16 protein-coding genes are annotated in these 16,591 nt (G+C 64.2%); 11 read left to right on the top strand and 5 right to left on the bottom strand.

All coding sequences use genetic code 11. The features are described from left to right. Nucleotides 1–39: 39 nt before the first annotated feature. Both msrP and msrQ read left to right on the top strand, forming a co-directional pair. The gene (msrP, locus tag FQ746_RS14495) at nt 40–1,035 is read left to right on the top strand and encodes a protein-methionine-sulfoxide reductase catalytic subunit MsrP (protein ID WP_144110074.1); all 996 of its coding nucleotides are present in this window, start codon (nt 40–42) and stop codon (nt 1,033–1,035) included. Nucleotides 1,036–1,046: 11 nt separating this feature from the next. After that, nucleotides 1,047–1,727 carry a protein-methionine-sulfoxide reductase heme-binding subunit MsrQ gene (msrQ, locus tag FQ746_RS14490; RefSeq protein WP_144110073.1) on the top strand — a complete coding sequence of 227 codons (681 nt, stop codon included), beginning with the start codon at nt 1,047–1,049 and terminating at the stop codon, nt 1,725–1,727. A 69-nt stretch (nt 1,728–1,796) separates the two neighbouring features. Here msrQ and lysA read toward each other — a convergent pair whose 3' ends face one another. Together lysA and lptM are read right to left on the bottom strand one after the other, a co-directional pair. After that, nucleotides 1,797–3,059, bottom strand: a complete 1,263-nt coding sequence (gene lysA / locus FQ746_RS14485) for a diaminopimelate decarboxylase (protein ID WP_144110072.1) — start codon at nt 3,057–3,059, stop codon at nt 1,797–1,799. A gap of 9 nt (nt 3,060–3,068) precedes the next feature. Then, nucleotides 3,069–3,401 (bottom strand): LPS translocon maturation chaperone LptM, encoded by a 333-nt coding sequence (gene lptM, locus FQ746_RS14480; RefSeq protein WP_144110109.1) that lies wholly within the window; start codon nt 3,399–3,401, stop codon nt 3,069–3,071. 83 nt (nt 3,402–3,484) lie between these two features. Here lptM and cyaY point away from each other — a divergent pair, with 83 nt between their 5' ends. Continuing rightward, a complete protein-coding gene (cyaY, locus tag FQ746_RS14475) occupies nt 3,485–3,802 on the top strand; it encodes an iron donor protein CyaY (RefSeq protein ID WP_144110071.1) in 318 nt (105 codons plus the stop codon). Between the two features lie 126 nt (nt 3,803–3,928). Here the strand turns inward: cyaY and FQ746_RS14470 are convergent, their stop codons facing one another. Continuing rightward, nucleotides 3,929–6,328: a penicillin-binding protein 1A gene (locus FQ746_RS14470; RefSeq protein ID WP_144110070.1), complete on the bottom strand. Its 2,400-nt coding sequence runs from the start codon at nt 6,326–6,328 to the stop codon at nt 3,929–3,931. A 254-nt stretch (nt 6,329–6,582) separates the two neighbouring features. Between FQ746_RS14470 and pilM the strand changes: the two genes are divergently transcribed. From pilM to FQ746_RS14435, 7 genes are all read left to right on the top strand, one after another. Further along, nucleotides 6,583–7,575 (top strand): pilus assembly protein PilM, encoded by a 993-nt coding sequence (gene pilM, locus FQ746_RS14465; protein WP_144110069.1) that lies wholly within the window; start codon nt 6,583–6,585, stop codon nt 7,573–7,575. Further along, nucleotides 7,572–8,279: a fimbrial assembly protein gene (locus tag FQ746_RS14460; protein WP_260854053.1), complete on the top strand. Its 708-nt coding sequence runs from the start codon at nt 7,572–7,574 to the stop codon at nt 8,277–8,279. The genes pilM and FQ746_RS14460 overlap by 4 nt, the downstream gene beginning before the upstream one ends. After that, a complete protein-coding gene (locus FQ746_RS14455; protein WP_144110068.1) occupies nt 8,276–9,193 on the top strand; it encodes a hypothetical protein in 918 nt (305 codons plus the stop codon). Before FQ746_RS14460 ends, FQ746_RS14455 begins: the two co-directional genes overlap by 4 nt. Beyond that, nucleotides 9,190–10,866 (top strand): type IV pilus secretin PilQ, encoded by a 1,677-nt coding sequence (locus tag FQ746_RS14450; RefSeq protein WP_144110067.1) that lies wholly within the window; start codon nt 9,190–9,192, stop codon nt 10,864–10,866. Before FQ746_RS14455 ends, FQ746_RS14450 begins: the two co-directional genes overlap by 4 nt. A 107-nt stretch (nt 10,867–10,973) precedes the next feature. Next, a complete protein-coding gene (locus FQ746_RS14445; RefSeq protein WP_144110066.1) occupies nt 10,974–11,525 on the top strand; it encodes a shikimate kinase in 552 nt (183 codons plus the stop codon). Beyond that, complete coding sequence (aroB, locus tag FQ746_RS14440) at nt 11,525–12,610, top strand: 3-dehydroquinate synthase (protein ID WP_186310739.1); 1,086 nt, start codon at nt 11,525–11,527, stop codon at nt 12,608–12,610. Before FQ746_RS14445 ends, aroB begins: the two co-directional genes overlap by 1 nt. A gap of 70 nt (nt 12,611–12,680) precedes the next feature. After that, nucleotides 12,681–13,901, top strand: a complete 1,221-nt coding sequence (locus FQ746_RS14435) for a deoxyguanosinetriphosphate triphosphohydrolase (protein ID WP_144110064.1) — start codon at nt 12,681–12,683, stop codon at nt 13,899–13,901. A gap of 84 nt (nt 13,902–13,985) precedes the next feature. On the opposite strand, the gene FQ746_RS14430 is transcribed toward FQ746_RS14435, so the two are convergent. Beyond that, nucleotides 13,986–14,366 (bottom strand): YqjD family protein, encoded by a 381-nt coding sequence (locus tag FQ746_RS14430; protein ID WP_144110063.1) that lies wholly within the window; start codon nt 14,364–14,366, stop codon nt 13,986–13,988. A gap of 344 nt (nt 14,367–14,710) precedes the next feature. Further along, the gene (locus tag FQ746_RS14425; RefSeq protein ID WP_144110062.1) at nt 14,711–15,436 is read right to left on the bottom strand and encodes an OmpW/AlkL family protein; all 726 of its coding nucleotides are present in this window, start codon (nt 15,434–15,436) and stop codon (nt 14,711–14,713) included. Between the two features lie 194 nt (nt 15,437–15,630). On the opposite strand from FQ746_RS14425, the gene FQ746_RS14420 reads away from it, so the two are divergent. After that, nucleotides 15,631–16,338: a transposase gene (locus FQ746_RS14420; RefSeq protein WP_144110061.1), complete on the top strand. Its 708-nt coding sequence runs from the start codon at nt 15,631–15,633 to the stop codon at nt 16,336–16,338. Nucleotides 16,339–16,591: the final 253 nt, after the last annotated feature.

The following is a 16,591-nucleotide window of genomic DNA, read 5'->3' as shown; positions in this document are numbered from 1 at the left end:
CGGGGTCGATGTAGCCGCGGTCCGGTCAGGAGCAGCATCATGTGGATCAAACGAAACGAACGGACTCGACTGCACGGCGACGATATCCCGCGCAGCGAGATCACCCCGCAACATGTGTTCGAGAACCGCCGGCGCATTCTGCAGGCGGCGGGCGCGGTGGCGCTCGGCAGTCTGGTCGGCGTGAACGGCGAGGCGCTCGCCGCGTATTCGTCGCCCGACCCGAAGGCGCAGAAGCTGACGGCAAAGACCAACGCGAAGTTCGTCGCGCTCGACAAGATCACGCCGTACAAAGACATCACCACGTACAACAACTTCTACGAGTTCGGCACCGACAAGGCCGACCCCGCGCACAACGCCGGAACCTTGCGTCCGCGACCGTGGAAGGTGAGCGTGGAGGGCGAAATCCGCAATCCGAAGGTCTACGACATCGACGAGCTGCTGAAGCTTGCGCCGCTCGAAGAGCGCATCTACCGGCTGCGTTGCGTGGAAGGCTGGTCGATGGTGATTCCGTGGATCGGCGTGCCGCTCGCGGAGCTGATCAAACGTGTGCAACCGACGGGCAATGCGCGCTACGTGCAGTTCATTACGCTGGCCGATCCCTCGCAGATGCCAGGTCTCTCGACACCGGTGCTCGACTGGCCGTATTCCGAAGGCCTGCGCATGGACGAGGCGATGAACCCGCTCACCTTGCTGACGATGGGCCTCTACGGTCAGGTGCTGCCGAATCAGAACGGTGCGCCGGTGCGTGTGGTGGTGCCCTGGAAATACGGTTTCAAGAGTGCGAAGTCGCTCGTGAAAATCCGCTTTATCGACAAGCAGCCGCCGACCAGCTGGAACGCGTACGCGTCGAACGAATACGGTTTTTATTCGAACGTGAACCCGAACGTCGATCACCCGCGCTGGAGTCAGGCGACCGAGCGGCGCATCGGTGAAGACGGGTTCTTTACGCCCAAGCGCAAGACGCTGATGTTCAACGGGTACGGCGATCAGGTCGCGTCGCTGTATCAGGGCATGGACCTGAAGAAGAATTTCTAGGCGGCTCGCTCATGGCTTCTGACTCACAACCTGGAACGCAACCTCAAGCGAAAGCGGCACCTCGAACCGCCGCCACGGGTCGTCGTCCGGCGGGCGGCGTGCGCTGGATCGTGCCGGCAAAAATCGTGGTGTTAATCGCGGCGTGGTATCCGCTCGCGCGCATCGTACTGTTCGGTCTGACCGACCGGCTGGGTGCGAATCCGATCGAGTTCATCACGCGCTCGACGGGTCTCTGGACGCTGGTGTTCCTGTGCATCACCCTGGCCGTTTCGCCATTGCGCAAGCTGACCGGCGTGCCGGCCTTGCTGCGGTTCCGGCGAATGCTCGGGCTTTACGCGTTCTTCTACGCGACGCTGCACTTCACCACGTATCTCTGGTTCGACAAGTGGTTCGACGTCGGCGAAATTCTCAAGGACATCGGCAAGCGGCCGTTCATTACCGTCGGCTTCGCGGCGTTCGTGCTGCTGATCGCGCTGGCCGTGACGTCGCCGCGCGCCATGGTCCGCAAGCTCGGCCGGCGCTGGCAGACCTTGCATCGCGCAATCTACGCAATCGGCGCGCTCGCGATCCTGCATTTCTGGTGGATGAAGGCGGGCAAACACGATCTGCTTCTGCCGAAGATTTACGGCGCGATCATGATCGCGTTGCTGGGCTGGCGGTTGATCGTCTGGCTGCGTGAGCGCCGCGGCTGACCGCCAATAAAAAAGGCGATGCCGTGTTCGGGCATCGCCTTTTTTTCTCGCCTGCAGTTAGCGCTACGTTTACGCCGGCAGAATCGATTCGCCCGCGAAAAGCTGCTGCACTTCTTCCCGAGCGCGGACCACATGCACCTGTGTACCATCCACCATGACTTCGGCGGCGCGCGGACGGGTGTTGTAGTTGGAGCTCATCGTGAAGCCATAAGCGCCTGCCGAACGGACCGCCAGCAGATCGCCGGGCTCGATGGCCAATTGACGCTCACGGCCTAACCAGTCACCGCTCTCGCACACCGGCCCGACCACGTCGTACACCTGTGTGGCGCCATCGCGCTGCACGACCGCATCGATTGCGTGATAAGCCTCGTACATCGCGGGACGCGCGAGATCGTTCATGGCGGCGTCGACGATGGCGAAGTTCTTCTCCGCGCCCGGCTTCAGAAACTCGACGCGCGTCAGCAGAATGCCCGCGTTGCCGACGAGCGATCGACCCGGCTCGAAATACACTTCGCGATGACCGTGGCCGCGTTCTTCGATCCGGTCAAGCACCGTGCGCACGAACGCGCCGATTTCCGGCGGCGCTTCGTCGGCATACGTAATGCCGAGTCCGCCGCCCACGTCGATATGGCGAATCGTCACGCCGTCCTGTTCGATCTGCGCGACCAGTTCCAGCAGCTTGTCGACCGCGTCCAGATACGGCGCGACCTCGGTGATCTGCGAGCCGATATGGCAGTCGATACCGACCACTTCGAGATTGGCCATCGCGGCAGCCGCACGATAGGTGGCGCGCGCATCGTCGAACGCCACGCCGAACTTGTTCGACTTCAGGCCGGTGGAAATGTACGGATGGGTTTTCGCGTCGACATCCGGATTCACGCGCAGCGAAACGGGCGCGCGCTTGCCGACTTCGGCCGCGACCGCGTTCAGACGATCCAGCTCGGGAATGGATTCGACGTTGAAGCATTTGACGCCGGCCGCGAGGGCCTGCCGCATTTCGTCGGCATGTTTGCCGACGCCGGAAAAGACGGTGTTTTCCGCTTTGCCGCCCGCTGCCAGCACGCGCGCCAGTTCGCCGCCCGACACGATGTCGAAACCGGCGCCGAGGCGGGCGAACACGTTCAGCACGGCCAGATTGCTGTTGGCCTTCACGGCCACGTGCACGGTTGCGCGGCGGCCTGCGCAGGCACCGGCGTACGCGCTCCACGCATCGGTGAGCGCGGCGCGCGAGTATACGTACAACGGCGTGCCGAACTGGTCGGCGAGCGAGACGGCGGACACGCCTTCGGCGTGCAGTACGCCGTCGACGTAATCAAATGCGGATCGAGTCATACGGAAGTCTTATTGAGCGGGAGGAACGTCAGAGGCAGCGGAGGCAGCAGCGGGCGGACTGGCGAGTTCGGTTTCCGGCGCGAGCGAGAGTGGCGTACCAGAGGTGTCGGGCACGTCGCCCACTTCGGCCGGCGCGGATGCAGGCGCGGGCGTGATGGTAGCCGGAGCCGCCGTGCGATCTGCCGGCTTCGCGGGCAGCGGCGGCACGTTGGGCAAATAGAGCGAACCGCGTTGACCGCAACCGGCGAGTGCACAACCTGCCAGAATGACTAAACCCGCTACAATCGCGCGGCCGGTTGCCGCCGTTCGTAGTGGCGACTGAACCCGCGATTGCGCCTGCATTGGCACCCGCGTTTGCACCCGCGTTCGCACGCGGTTATCGACTCGCATGACTGTCCCTGAATAAATAATCGATGGAGTTTAGCATGGCCGATAGTGATTACCTGACCCGCGCGGAAGCCGCGCTAGCCGCCATCGAACGCGCGCTCGACGACACCACGGCCGACGTCGAAGCCGAGCGCAGCGGCAACGTTCTCACCCTCGAATTCGAGAACCGTTCGAAGATCATCGTCAACCTGCAACCGCCGATGAGTGAGATCTGGATCGCCGCCAAAGCCGGTGGTTTTCACTTCCGTTTCATCGACGGCGAGTGGCGCGATACGCGCAGCGGTACGGAGTTTTTCGCCGCGCTCTCGGAGTACGCGACGCAACAGGCGGGCGAGCCTGTTCGCTTCGAAGCGTAAGCGGGAAGTAGCGGAAGCAGCGGAAGCAGCGGAAGCAGCGGAAGCAGCGGAAGCAGCGGAAGCAGCGGAAGTGACGGGGCACAGCGAGCGGGCCAGGGCTTTTCAAGGCCTCGGCCCACCAACCCGTCAATGCCCGCGGAACAGATTCATGATGTCCTGCTTTTCCTGCTCGCCGACCTGCTGCGGCGCGACGCCGGATGCGCCGCTCGCATCGGCGTCGAGCGCCGCCTGACTGACACCCACCGTCGAGACGAATCCGTTGCCCGGGGTAAAGTCCTCGAAGTACAGTTCCGAACCGATTTCGACCACGCCGTCGGGTTTCGGCATCTTGTACTCGGGCACGCCTTTTAGCGCCCGAGCCATGTAGTCCACCCACACCGGCAACGAAAGTCCGCCGCCGGTTTCCTTGTCGCCGAGACTGCGCGGGTTGTCGTAGCCGATCCACGCGATGGCCGTCAGCGTGTGCTGATAGCCGGCGAACCATGCGTCGCGCGAGTCGTTGGTCGTGCCGGTCTTGCCGCCGAGATCGGTGCGCTTCAACACGTTGGTCTTCGCGCCCGTGCCGCGTTGCGCGACGCTCTGCAGGAGGCTGTTCATCACGTAGGCATTACGCGGCGTGATCGCGTGCGGCGCGCTTTGTGCGGCAACCAGCGGCTGCGCATGAGCGACCACCACACCACGCTGGTCGGTCACCTCGGCGATCAGATACGGATTGATACGGTAGCCGCCGTTGGCGAACACCGAGAACGCGCCGGCCATCTGCAGCGGTGTGACGAGACCCGCGCCGAGCGCCATCGGCAGATAGGCTGGATGACGGTCCGCGTCGAAGCCGAATCGCGTGATGTATTGCTGCGCGTACTTCGTGCCGATCTGGTTGAGGATGCGAATCGACACGAGATTCTTCGACTTCTGCAAAGCGGTGCGCATGCTCATCGGACCGTCGAAGCCGCCGCCGTAATTCTTTGGCTCCCACGCCTGACCACCCGTTTCCGCGGCGCTAAAAAAGAGCGGCGCGTCGTTGATGATCGTCGCCGGCCCGAGTCCCTTTTCGAGCGACGCCGAATAGATGAAGGGCTTGAAGCTCGACCCCGGCTGACGCCACGCCTGGGTCACGTGATTGAACTTGTTCTTGTTGAAATCGAAGCCGCCGACCAGCGCGCGAATCGCGCCGTCCTGCGGGATGACCGAGACGAACGCGCCTTCCACTTGCGGCAGTTGTGTGATCGACCAGTCGCCGGCGTCGTTCTTGATGACGCGGATGATCGCGCCCGGCCGCACCCGCTGATTCGGCTGCGCCCGCGCGCCGAGCGCAGCTTGCGCGAAGCGCAGTCCATCGCCCTGCAGCGTCGCGGTATTGCCGTCGATGAACGTGGCCTGCACCTGCTTAGGACTCGCCGACGTGACCACCGCGGCGATGATTTCACCGTTGTCGGGATGTTCGAGCAACGCGTCGTCGATCGCCTGCTCGCGGTCGTCGGCTTCCGCCGGCAAGTCGATGAACGCTTCCGGCCCGCGATAGCCGTGCCGCCTTTCATAGTCCATCAGCCCGCGGCGCAGCGACCGGTATGCGACGTCCTGATCGGCCGAGTCGATCGTCGTCACCACGTTCAGACCGCGCGTGTACGCTTCTTCGCGGTATTGCGCGTACATCATCTGCCGCACCATTTCGGCGACGTACTCCGCGTGCACGCTGAACTCCTTGCCGGCGCCCTTGACCACGAGCGGCTGGCGCGCGGCTTCGTCGTACTGTTGCTGCGTGATGTAGTGCAGTTCGTACATGCGCTGCAGGATGTACTCCTGGCGAATTTTCGCGCGCTTCGGGTTGACCACCGGGTTATACGCCGAAGGCGCTTTCGGCAGACCCGCGAGCATGGCCGACTCTGCGAGCGTCAGGTCTTTCAGGTCCTTGCCGAAATACACGCGGGCCGCGCTGGCGAAACCGTAAGCGCGCTGGCCGAGGTAGATCTGATTCATGTACACCTCGAGAATCTGATCTTTCGACAGCTTCGACTCGATCTTGTACGCGAGCAACATCTCGTAGACCTTACGTGTGTAGGTCTTTTCGCTGGAGAGGAAGAAGTTTCGCGCCACCTGCATCGTGATCGTGCTGGCGCCTTGAGTGGCGTGGCCGTTGGTCAACGCGACGAGGCCCGCCCGCGCGATGCCGGTCAGGTCGACGCCGCCGTGATCGTAGAAGCGCGCGTCTTCGATGGCGAGCACGGCTTTCTTCAGACTGTCCGGCACGTCCTGAATGTGAACGATGTCGCGCCGCTCCTCACCGAATTCGCCGATCAGCACGTGGTCGGCCGTATAGATGCGCAGCGGCACCTTCGGCCGGTAGTCGGTTAGCGCGTCGAGCGACGGCAGGTTGGGCGTCGCCACGACGAGTGCATAGCCGAGCACCAGCAGCACGCACATTACGCCCGCGACGATGAGCCCGAACAGACCGACTAGCAGCTTCAGCCATAGCGGACGTTTGCGCTTCTGCGGCGCGGGCGGCGGGGACGTAGGAGACGTGGATTGCATAGGGGCACCAAAAAACAGTCCCGCGATTATAGCCGTCTCGCCTGCTGGCTTTCGACATGCTTACTGGCGGTTGCGGATACGCCGCTCACATGGTGCGGGGGTGACTTTACTGTAGCTGTTTCGACGGCCGCCGACGCGTGCATCTCGCAACGTTAGCCATTCGGCCGAGTGTCGCCCGACGGCCGCTCTGAGCACAATTCCTCTCCATGACTCGCGTTCGAATGGTTCGTCGCTTGAGTGAGAGGGAGGGCGTGATGACGTTTAAAAATTCATGGTTGCAGAACCTGCAACTGGGCACCCAGCGTTTCGCCGCGGGTATCGATGTCGCGACGCAAGCGGTGCGTCTCGTGGTGGTGAGTCAGCGTTCGCGCGAGAGTGCCGTGCTGCATATCGAGTATGTGTCCACGGTGCCGCTCGCGCCGGGAGCGATGGCCGGCACGGAAATCAGCGACCGGCACGCGGTGGCCCGTGCGTTGCGCGAAGCCTTCGCCAATCTGCCGCGCGCGTGTTCGAGCCAGGCGTTGCGCTGTGCGATGGCGCTGCCGGCGTCGGCCACATTGACGACCACGGTGCCGCTCACGCGTCTTGCCGCGCTTGCCGGCGGCGCAGAAGACGGCGGCCACGAACTCGCCGAACTCGAACCGGCCGTCATGAACGAGGTCGAGCGCATTGCGGGCCTCGAGCGTCATGCGCTCGCGGTCGACTGGTCCGTCGACGAAAGCCCCGCGCCTATCCGCACCGTGACGATCGCCGCGACCGCGCGTCAGCATCTCGAAGCGCGCATCGAGTGCGCGGCGACCGCGGGCATCTCGCTCACGGCCATCGACGGCGAGCCGCATGCGGCGCTGCGCGCCATGCGCTATGCGGCGAGCCACGAGCTCGATCCGAACGAGCCGTATGTCGCGCTGTGGATCGGCACGGACGGGGTGTACGGGTGGCGCATGGTCGACGACGGCATCGTGGGCTCGATCCACTATCCGGCGCCGGAGCATGCTGACCTTGCCGACGCATTGCGCGATCTGGTCCACGGGCCGGTGCTCGACTGCGCGTTGCTGAGCGGCGAGGTGGATCTGCTCGACGGCGTGGGTTTCACGCTCGCGGATATCGGCGACGTGCTGGGCTGCACGGTGTTGCCGTTCGAGTGTGCCGCGCTCGGCGGATTGGCGCGGCGGCTCGACGATCCTCTGCTGCACGAGCCGGCCGGTGTGGTCGCGTTCGGTCTTGCACTGCGCGGGGTGCTCGAATGATCGGCGCAAAGGTTTTTCATTCTGCGCTGGCCGTGCCGGGTGGCGAGCGTGGCGAGCGTGGCGAGCGTGCGGTTCGACCTTGGCTCGGCGGTTTCAATTTGCTGCCGTACCGGCAGCGCAATGCGCAACTCGCCCGACGACGCAGGTTCAAGGAATGGCTCGCGGCGGCGCTCGGCGGCGGCGCGGCGTTGCTGGCCGTGATCGGCTGGCAGGCGGCAGCCAAGGCGCGGGTCGATGCCCAACGCGTGTCGCTCGAACACGCCCTCTCTGATTTGAGTGCGCCGCTCGCGGAACACGCGCGATTACTGCAAGCGCAGGACGAGCGGCATCAAGGCGAAGCGCGAGCGAAAACGCTGTCCGAGCCGCTCGCGCATTTACGCGATCTGCTCGATGCGCTGAGCGTCGAGCCCGGCGATGGCGTCGTGCTGCAGCAACTGCGTCATCGCGAGCACGAGACGGCGTTGCTGGCGACCTCGCGTGCGCATATCGCTTCGGCCGAATGGCTCAAGCGGCTGAGCGCGGTTCGCGGCGTGAAGGGCGCGGACGTCGGCGACCTGCATCGCTCGCCTTCGCGGGGTAATGCGGCAGCCGGTGGCGCGGGCGGGTCTGTGGAGTTCGGCGCGCATCTGCGTTGGAGCGATGGGCCGCCGAACGCTCCAACACGACGTCCTGTGAAATCCGACACATCTGGAGGTGCGAAATGAGTACGACGTCCGTTGGGTTGGGGAGCGCGGCGAGCGCGCAGCTTTCGGTATCACATTGGCTCGCCGTGCTGCGCGTGCCGCTCGGCGCATGGAGTGTGCGTCGCCGCCTGGCGGTGGCCGGGCTGATCGCCACGTGCGTGTTCGTCATCGGTTTGCAGGCCTCGCTGGCGACCGACTTCGGTGGGATCGAGGCTAGTCGGACGACACTGGCGGCTACCACGCGCCAGTTCGAAGAAGCCCGGCGTTCGCTCGCGCAACTGCCTGCTTTGCGCGAGCGAGCCGCGGCATTTCCTGCACGGTTGAAGGCGGCGTCGACCTCGGCAGACGACGTGCGCATGGTCTCCGAACTGGCCGCGCAAAGTAACGTCGCGCTGCTCGCGGTCGAACCCGGCGCGCTCTCTGGCACCGGTCCGCAAAGCATGCGTGCGCTGCAACTTACCGCGCACACCGACTTCGTGCATCTGATGGCGTTTCTGCATGCGCTGGGCGAGTTGCCGGTGCTGGTCGTTCCCGTCGACGTGACGTTGAAACGCGAGGCTCATGCGCTGGCAATGAGCGCCACGCTGCACGTATTCCATGCGCTGCGGCCGGTGGCTGCCAGTGCCACCGCAGGCGGTGTGTCCGACGACAGCCTCGACGCCGACGATGAGGACGACGTGGTGTTCTTCGACCCGTTCCTGTTGCCGCAGACATCGGCCTCGGGCAATCTCGCCGAACTGTCGCAATTGCGGCTCGCGGGCCTGTTGCACGATCGCGCTCGTGGGCTGGCGTTGATCGATACGCCAGACGGCCCGACGACGGTCGCGCAGGGGCAGCAGATCGGCGCCGAACGGGTGACGCGGCTCGACGGGTTCGGCATTACGCTCGTCGATGGTGCGGCGACGCGCACGCTGGCGTTTGCGGAGGCCTTATGACGAGATCCGCGCCGCGCTGGCGCGCCCGGGTGACGACATGCCTGGCTGGGACGATCGGATTCGCCACCTGGACTGCGTTCGCGCAGGCCTCGACGCCGCCACTTCCGCCCTCCATGCCGCTCGACGAAACTACGGCGCCTTATCACGCGTTGCCGTTGCCGGGCGGCGGCGAGGCTGGCGCAGAGGCCGCTGCCGAGCTGGCCGCCAATCCGTTTCGAACCGTTCAGACCGACGATCCATCCGTCGCTGGCAACACAACAGCAACCGCCGCCATCGACGGCGACTCCGCGGACAATCCCTTCCTCGACGCCGACGGTTCGGTGCCGCTGCGCAGCCGCCCGGCTTCTGCGTCGGCTCGCGAGAGCGCCGCCTCGTCGACGCTGGAAGGTCCGCCCGTCCCGTTGCCGCCGGCGAGGCGCCTGAGCGATGCGCCGCGAACCGCCGCCGACGCCGGTCTCGCGCCCGACGACAAGCCGATCTCGCTGAATTTCCAGCGCGCGGAACTCGGCGCCGTACTGAACGCGTTTGCGCAATTCACCGGCCTGAACATCGTTGCCAGCGACAAGGCGCGCGGCACCGTGTCCTTGCGGCTCGACAAGGTGCCGTGGCGCAACGCGTTCGATACGCTGCTCGACGTCAACGGCCTGGCGATGGAGCGTCGCGGCAACGTGATCTGGATTGCGCCGGTCACCGAGTTGTCCGCGCGCGAACGGCAACGCTTCGAGGCCCACGCGCGAGCCGCCGATCTGGAGCCGCTCGCGAGCCGCACGTTCCAGCTGCACTACGCGCGCGCGGAAGACGTGCGGCGTCTCTTGACCGGCGCGGGCAACCAGCGCGTGCTGTCCAAACGCGGCGCCGCAACCGCCGATCCGCGTACCAACCTGTTATTCGTCACCGATCTGCAAGGACGCCTCGCGCAGATCGCCGCGTTGCTGGATTCCGTCGACCGGCCGACCCGCCAGGTGCTGATCGAAGCGCGCATCGTCGAGGGCGAGCATGGCTTTTCGCGCAATCTCGGCATCCGTCTGTCGATGGCGGCGACCAGCGCCGACGGCAGCGCGCGCGGCTTGACGGGCGGCGCCGAGGGGCTTCTGTACGATCTGTCGGCACGGCCGATTGCCGGTTTCGATGCGGCTACCGCCGGGCTGACGCTGTTCGCGGCCGGCGCGACGCGGCTTCTGAATCTCGAGTTGAGTGCGCTCGAAGCCGAGGGGCGCGGCGAGATCGTGTCGAGTCCGCGCGTGGTCACGGCCGACCGGATGAAGGCGGTGGTCGAGCAGGGCACCGAGCTGCCTTATCAGGCCAAGGTCGGGCAGGGTGTGTCGGGCGTGCAGTTCCGCCGCGCCACGCTCAAGCTCGAAGTCGAGCCGCAGATCATGCCGGACGGCCGGGTGGTGCTCGACCTGGACGTCGCCAAGGACAGCGTCGGCGAGCAGACCGACGCCGGCCCGGCGATCAACACCAAACACGTGCAAACGCGCGTCGAAGTGGAGGATGGTGGTACGGTGTCGATCGGCGGCATTTATGCCACCGACGACCGGGACGATGTGACTCGCGTGCCGCTCCTGGGCAAAATACCGCTCCTCGGGGCGCTGTTTCGCCATCGGGCGCATCGGGACCAGCGCAGCGAACTGGCGGTTTTCATCACGCCGCGCGTCGTTCAGACGAATTAGGGGCACGCGTGCGGCGCCTGCCGGCGGCGGCCCGCAGGCTCGACAAGCCGGCCGCTTTGCCAGTAAGCTGCGGCACGAACCATACCGGATTAGCCAGAGGAACACCGTTGCAAGCGCGGGACGCACACGCCAATGTATTTTTCGTAGGGCTCATGGGGGCAGGCAAAACCACCGTGGGCCGGGCCATTGCGCGCCGTCTCGACCGCCCGTTCTTCGATTCCGATCATGAAATCGAGGCCCGCACGGGCGCGCGGATCCCGGTGATTTTCGAACTGGAAGGCGAGAGGGGGTTTCGCGATCGCGAAGCGCACGTCATTTCCGACCTTACCGGGCGCGACAAGATCGTGCTGGCCACCGGCGGCGGCGCGGTATTGCGGCCGGAAAACCGCGAAGCGCTGCAAAATCGCGGCGTGGTCATCTACCTGCGCGCGAATCCGCACGACCTGTGGCTGCGTACGCGGCGCGACAAGAATCGCCCGCTGCTGCAAACCGAAGACCCCAAAGCGCGGCTCGAAGCGCTCTACGAAGTGCGCGATCCGCTGTACCGCGAATGCGCGCATTTCGTCATCGAAACCGGCCGGCCTTCGGTCAGCGGGCTGGTCAATATGGTGCTGATGCAGCTCGAGATGGCCGGCGTCGCCAAACACCCTGCGTCATAATGCTCCGTATGATTACCGTCAATGTCGAACTGGGCGAGCGCGCCTACCCCATCCATATCGGTGCCGACCTGATCGGCCAGACCGCGTTGTTCGCCCCGCATATTGGCGGCAGCTCGGTCACCATCGTCACCAACACCACCGTCGATCCCCTGTATGGCGACATGCTGCGAACTGCGCTCGCGCCGCTCGGCAAGCAGGTGTCGACCGTCGTGCTGCCGGACGGCGAAGCGTATAAGAATCTCGACACGCTCAATCTGATTTTCGACGCGCTGCTCGGCTCGCGCGCCGATCGCAAGACGACGTTGATCGCACTGGGCGGCGGCGTGATCGGCGACATGACGGGGTTTGCGGCAGCCTGCTACATGCGCGGCGTGCCGTTCATCCAGGTGCCCACCACCTTGCTGTCGCAGGTGGATTCGTCGGTGGGCGGCAAGACCGGTATCAACCATCCGCTCGGCAAGAACATGATCGGGGCGTTCTACCAGCCGCAAGCCGTGATCGCCGATATCGGCGCACTGCGTTCGCTGCCGGCGCGCGAACTCGCGGCGGGCGTCGCGGAAGTCATCAAGACCGGCGCGATTGCCGACGCCGGTTTTTTTCGCTGGATCGAAACGAATGTGGACGCGCTCAATCGCTGCGAGCCGGCGGCGCTGGCGGAGGCGGTCAAGCGTTCGTGCGAGATCAAGGCGTCGGTGGTGGCGCAGGACGAGCGTGAAGGCGGCTTGCGCGCCATTCTCAATTTTGGCCACACGTTCGGTCATGCGATCGAAGCCGGTCTCGGCTATGGCGAGTGGCTGCATGGCGAAGCGGTCGGTTGCGGGATGGTGATGGCGGCGGACCTGTCCGTGCGTCTGGGCTATCTCGACGAAGCCGCGCGCCGGCGTCTGGTCGACGTGATCGTCGCCGCGCACCTGCCGACCCGCGCACCCGCGCTCGGCGATTCGCGTTATGTCGAACTCATGCAGGTCGACAAGAAGGCGGAAGCCGGCGCGATCAAATTCATTCTGTTGAAGCGTTTCGGTGAGACGCTGATCACCCAGGCGCCCGACGCTGACGTGCGCGCCACGCTGGCCGCCGCCGTCTGATCGTCGGCGCAGCCAACGCAAGGCAGCACGCACGCGCAACTGAGGCGCCGCCCATGTTTCGGAGATTCCGGTGACTGACAGGCGCAGCGAAGATGGACAGCATGACCCGGCAGCCCCGGCCTTAGCCACCGCGACCGCGGTGAGCGGCGAGCTGTCGCAGGAAGCGCTGGAGGCGCACCTCGCCCCCTACGCGGCGCATTCCGCGCAGTCGCGCGGGCGGCGCTATCCCGAAGGCGCGCCGAGCGCGCGCACCGAATTCCAGCGCGATCGCGACCGCATCGTCCATTCGACGGCGTTCCGGCGGCTCGAGTACAAAACCCAGGTCTTCGTGAATCACGAGGGCGATCTGTTCCGCACGCGGCTCACGCATAGCCTCGAAGTCGCGCAGATCGCGCGCTCGGTGGCGCGTAACCTGCGCGTCAACGAAGATCTGGTCGAAGCAATTTCGCTGGCACACGACCTCGGTCATACGCCGTTCGGCCATGCCGGACAGGACGCGCTCAACGAATGCATGCGCGAGCACGGCGGATTCGAGCACAACCTGCAAAGCCTCGCGGTGGTGGACGATCTGGAAGAGCACTACGGCGCGTTCGACGGTCTGAATCTTTGCTTCGAGACGCGCGAAGGGATTCTCAAGCATTGTTCGCGCGAGAATGCGCGGCGCCTGGGCGCACTCGGCGAGCGCTTTCTGGAAGGGCGTCAGCCATCCATCGAAGCGCAAATCGCCAATCTCGCGGATGAGATCGCGTACAACAACCACGATGTCGACGACGGTTTGCGCTCGGGGCTGCTCACGATCGGGCAGCTTGCCGAAGTCGAGCTGTGGCAGACCCACTACGAGGCCGCGCAACGCGATTTCCCGCGGATCGAAGGACGCCGGCTGATTCACGAGACCGTGCGGCGGGTCATCAATACGTTGATCGTCGATCTGATCGACACGACGAGGCTCAATCTGCAGCGCCATGCACCGGCGTCGCTGGACGACGTGCGGGCCTCACCGATGCTGGTCGCGCACAGCGAAGCGATTGCCCGGCAGGCGAGTCTGCTGAAGCGGTTTCTGTTCACGAATCTGTATCGCCACTATCGCGTGATGCGGATGGCCAACAAGGCACGGCGCGTCGTATTGGGGCTTTTCGACGCGTTCACGGAAGACCCGCGGCTACTGCCGCCGGGATATCAGGCAGAGGATGTCGCCAATCAGCCGAGGCTGATCGCTCATTACATCGCGGGAATGACGGACAGGTACGCGCTGAAGGAATACCGGCGCCTGTTCGTAATGGACGACAACTAGGGATTGGGGCGGAATGGGCCGCCCCTTCGCGAGGCAGGAACGGGCAGCCGGTCCAGCTGCCGCCCCACCCTCTACACGCTGCGCTTAGCGCAGGCGCGACGCGAACAGCGCGCCGGCAATCAGCGCCACGCCGCCGACGATCGCAATCGTCTGCCACGGATTTTCGCGCACGTAATCGTCCGCGTCGGAAATGGCGACTTCGGCGCGTTCGCGCACGGCTTCGCGCGTGTCGTTCAGACGGGCGCGGGCGGTCTCGATCTGTTTGCGCAGCTTGCTACGCAGTGCCACCGCGTCGGCTTGCGTGCCGTCCGTCAAGGTGGATTCCAGTTCCGACATCAGCGTACGCAGTTCACCTGCAATGTCTTCGGCCGCATGGCGGCTGTGGCGAGCAATACGCCGCGCACGGCGGCTGGTGCTAGTCCAGGATTCGCCGAGGGCGTCTCGCGTATTCGGAAGTGTTGTCATGGTCGCTCCGTCGATGAGGGTGAAATGGACCCGCGCCGCCGCGCTCAGCTATGCGAAGAGACGTGGGAAACACCAAGCGGACGCAACTTCGGTGCCAAAGGCGGAAAACCTTGCTACATAGGCGCTTCGGGCTTGAAACGCCGCTCTGATCGCCGGCATATCGTGCACGGACCTGCAATTGGCGGGTCAGATTTACAACAGTCAGGATTGGCCAACGCCGCCTGCGCCGGAATGCAAAACGCCGTCATCGATCCATGACGGCGTTGTTCAAGCGGCGAAAATTCGACTACCCTAAATCAACCCACGTGGACGACCCTAAATTTCAGCGTTATCGGCCGGAAGCGTTAGAAACGGTAACCGATGTTGACGTAGGTGACGATCGGGTTCAGCTTGATCTTGGTTTGCGATTGCACGTTCAGCGTTCCGACCGGCGTCGCAGCCGCACTGTTCAGTTTGGCGGTGGTGCTAAGCGGCAGGTAGGACACCGACACGCCCGCGAACCAGTGCTGATTGAACGCGTAAGTGAAGCCCGCATTAAAGACCGGCTCCCACGAACTATCCGTAGTGACGCTGGTCGGACCATGCAGCACGTTGGCCTCGAAAACGCCATTGGTGATTTTTTCGTCGGTGAACCAGATCCGGCTCACACCGACACCCAGGTAAGGGCGGAACGAGGCGGTCGGCTTGTTGAAGTAGTACTTGAACAGCAGCGTCGGGCTCCATTGTTTGGCCTGGCCGAGCTTGCCGAACTGCTCCAGGTTACCGGTGCCGTTCAGATCGAACGACGGCGGGTAGCCAATCACGAATTCCGTCGCAATGTGGTCGGTAATGAAATAACCGGCGGTGAGGCCGATGGTGTCGGCAGAACCCAGCGAGGCGCCGGTGTTGGGTTCGGTGATACTGGTCGGGCTACCGCCGATACTCGTCACCTGCAGCGGCTGGCTGCTCGATTGCGGTGCGAGATGGAACCAGCCCGTGGTGACGTAGAAAGTTCCGGCCGATTGTGCGTGTGCTGCTGTCGACATGCAGGCTAACGCTGCGATCCCCGATACGGCCTGTTTTAAATTCATGTGTGCTCCTCCAGAAAAGGCCCGCTCATTATGACCAGAACGTTTGAAACAAACCATATGCGCCAATTAGAGCTTTCGCCCTAAGCCCCGCGTGGTTTTTCGCCGGGCCGCGCCGCGCCGTTCCGGGCGAAGCGGTTCTTCGGACCTTCGGGTATGTACCAACGTGTACCAACGCGACAATCGGATATTCCAGCATGGCACGGCTTGCACGTCTCTATGTTCCTGACCAGCCGCAGCACGTCATCCTTCGTGGCCTGGATCAGCAGCCCGCTTTCGTCGACGACCAGGACTACGAGCTGTTCATCGACTGTCTGAAAGCGGCTTCGCGCGACCACCATCTTTCCATTCACGCCTACGCGCTGATGCCCGGCGCGGTGCAACTGCTGGTGACGCCCACCGAAGAGTCGAGCCTGCCCAAAGCGATGCAGGCCGTGGGCCGGCGCTACGTGGCGCACTTCAACCGCCGCTACGCGCGGCGCGGCACGCTGTGGGAAGGTCGCTACCGCGCCACGGTCATTGAAGGCGAGCGTTATTTTCTGCTGGCGAGTCGGGTCGTGGAAATGTGCCCGGTGCGCGCCGGACTCGTGAATTCACCCGAAGATTACCGCTGGTCGAGTTACCGCCACCATATCGGCCTGACGCTCGACAGTCTGATTACCGACCATCCTCTTTACTGGTCGCTCGGCAATACGCCGTTCGAACGGCAGCGCGCGTATCGCGAACTGTGCGAGCAGCCGCTCGACGAACGCGAAGCCAGCCAGCTCCAGCAGGCCACGCTAAAAGGCTGGGTGCTGGGCAGCGAAACCTACCGCGAATGGGCGGCGCGAGCCGCCAACCGCCGTGTGTCGCCGCTGCCGCGCGGGCGGCCGCGCAAGGTGCGCGAAACGCCGCAGACGCAATAAAACGGTTTCGCATCAACGCACTATCTAAGAACGGCATCTTCGCATGCCGTTTTCTTTTGCACGTTTATAATATGGCACTATTAAAAATGATGCCCGATGCACCAACCTGATAATTGGGGATCGACCATCACGTTTTATTTGCTATTCCTTTGATTCGTCGCGTATATTCCGAATTCCGGCTTTTTTGATACGCGTAGGATTCAGCGTACAGAGCGCCGCCGCGGTGTCGAGGTCCTCCGGGCACTTCATCCGC

This window comes from Paraburkholderia sp. BCC1886 (genome assembly GCF_900996245.1).
Lineage (GTDB): Bacteria > Pseudomonadota > Gammaproteobacteria > Burkholderiales > Burkholderiaceae > Paraburkholderia.
The sequence above is the reverse complement of the archived record's forward strand: the minus strand, read 5'-3'. Positions and strand labels throughout refer to the sequence as shown.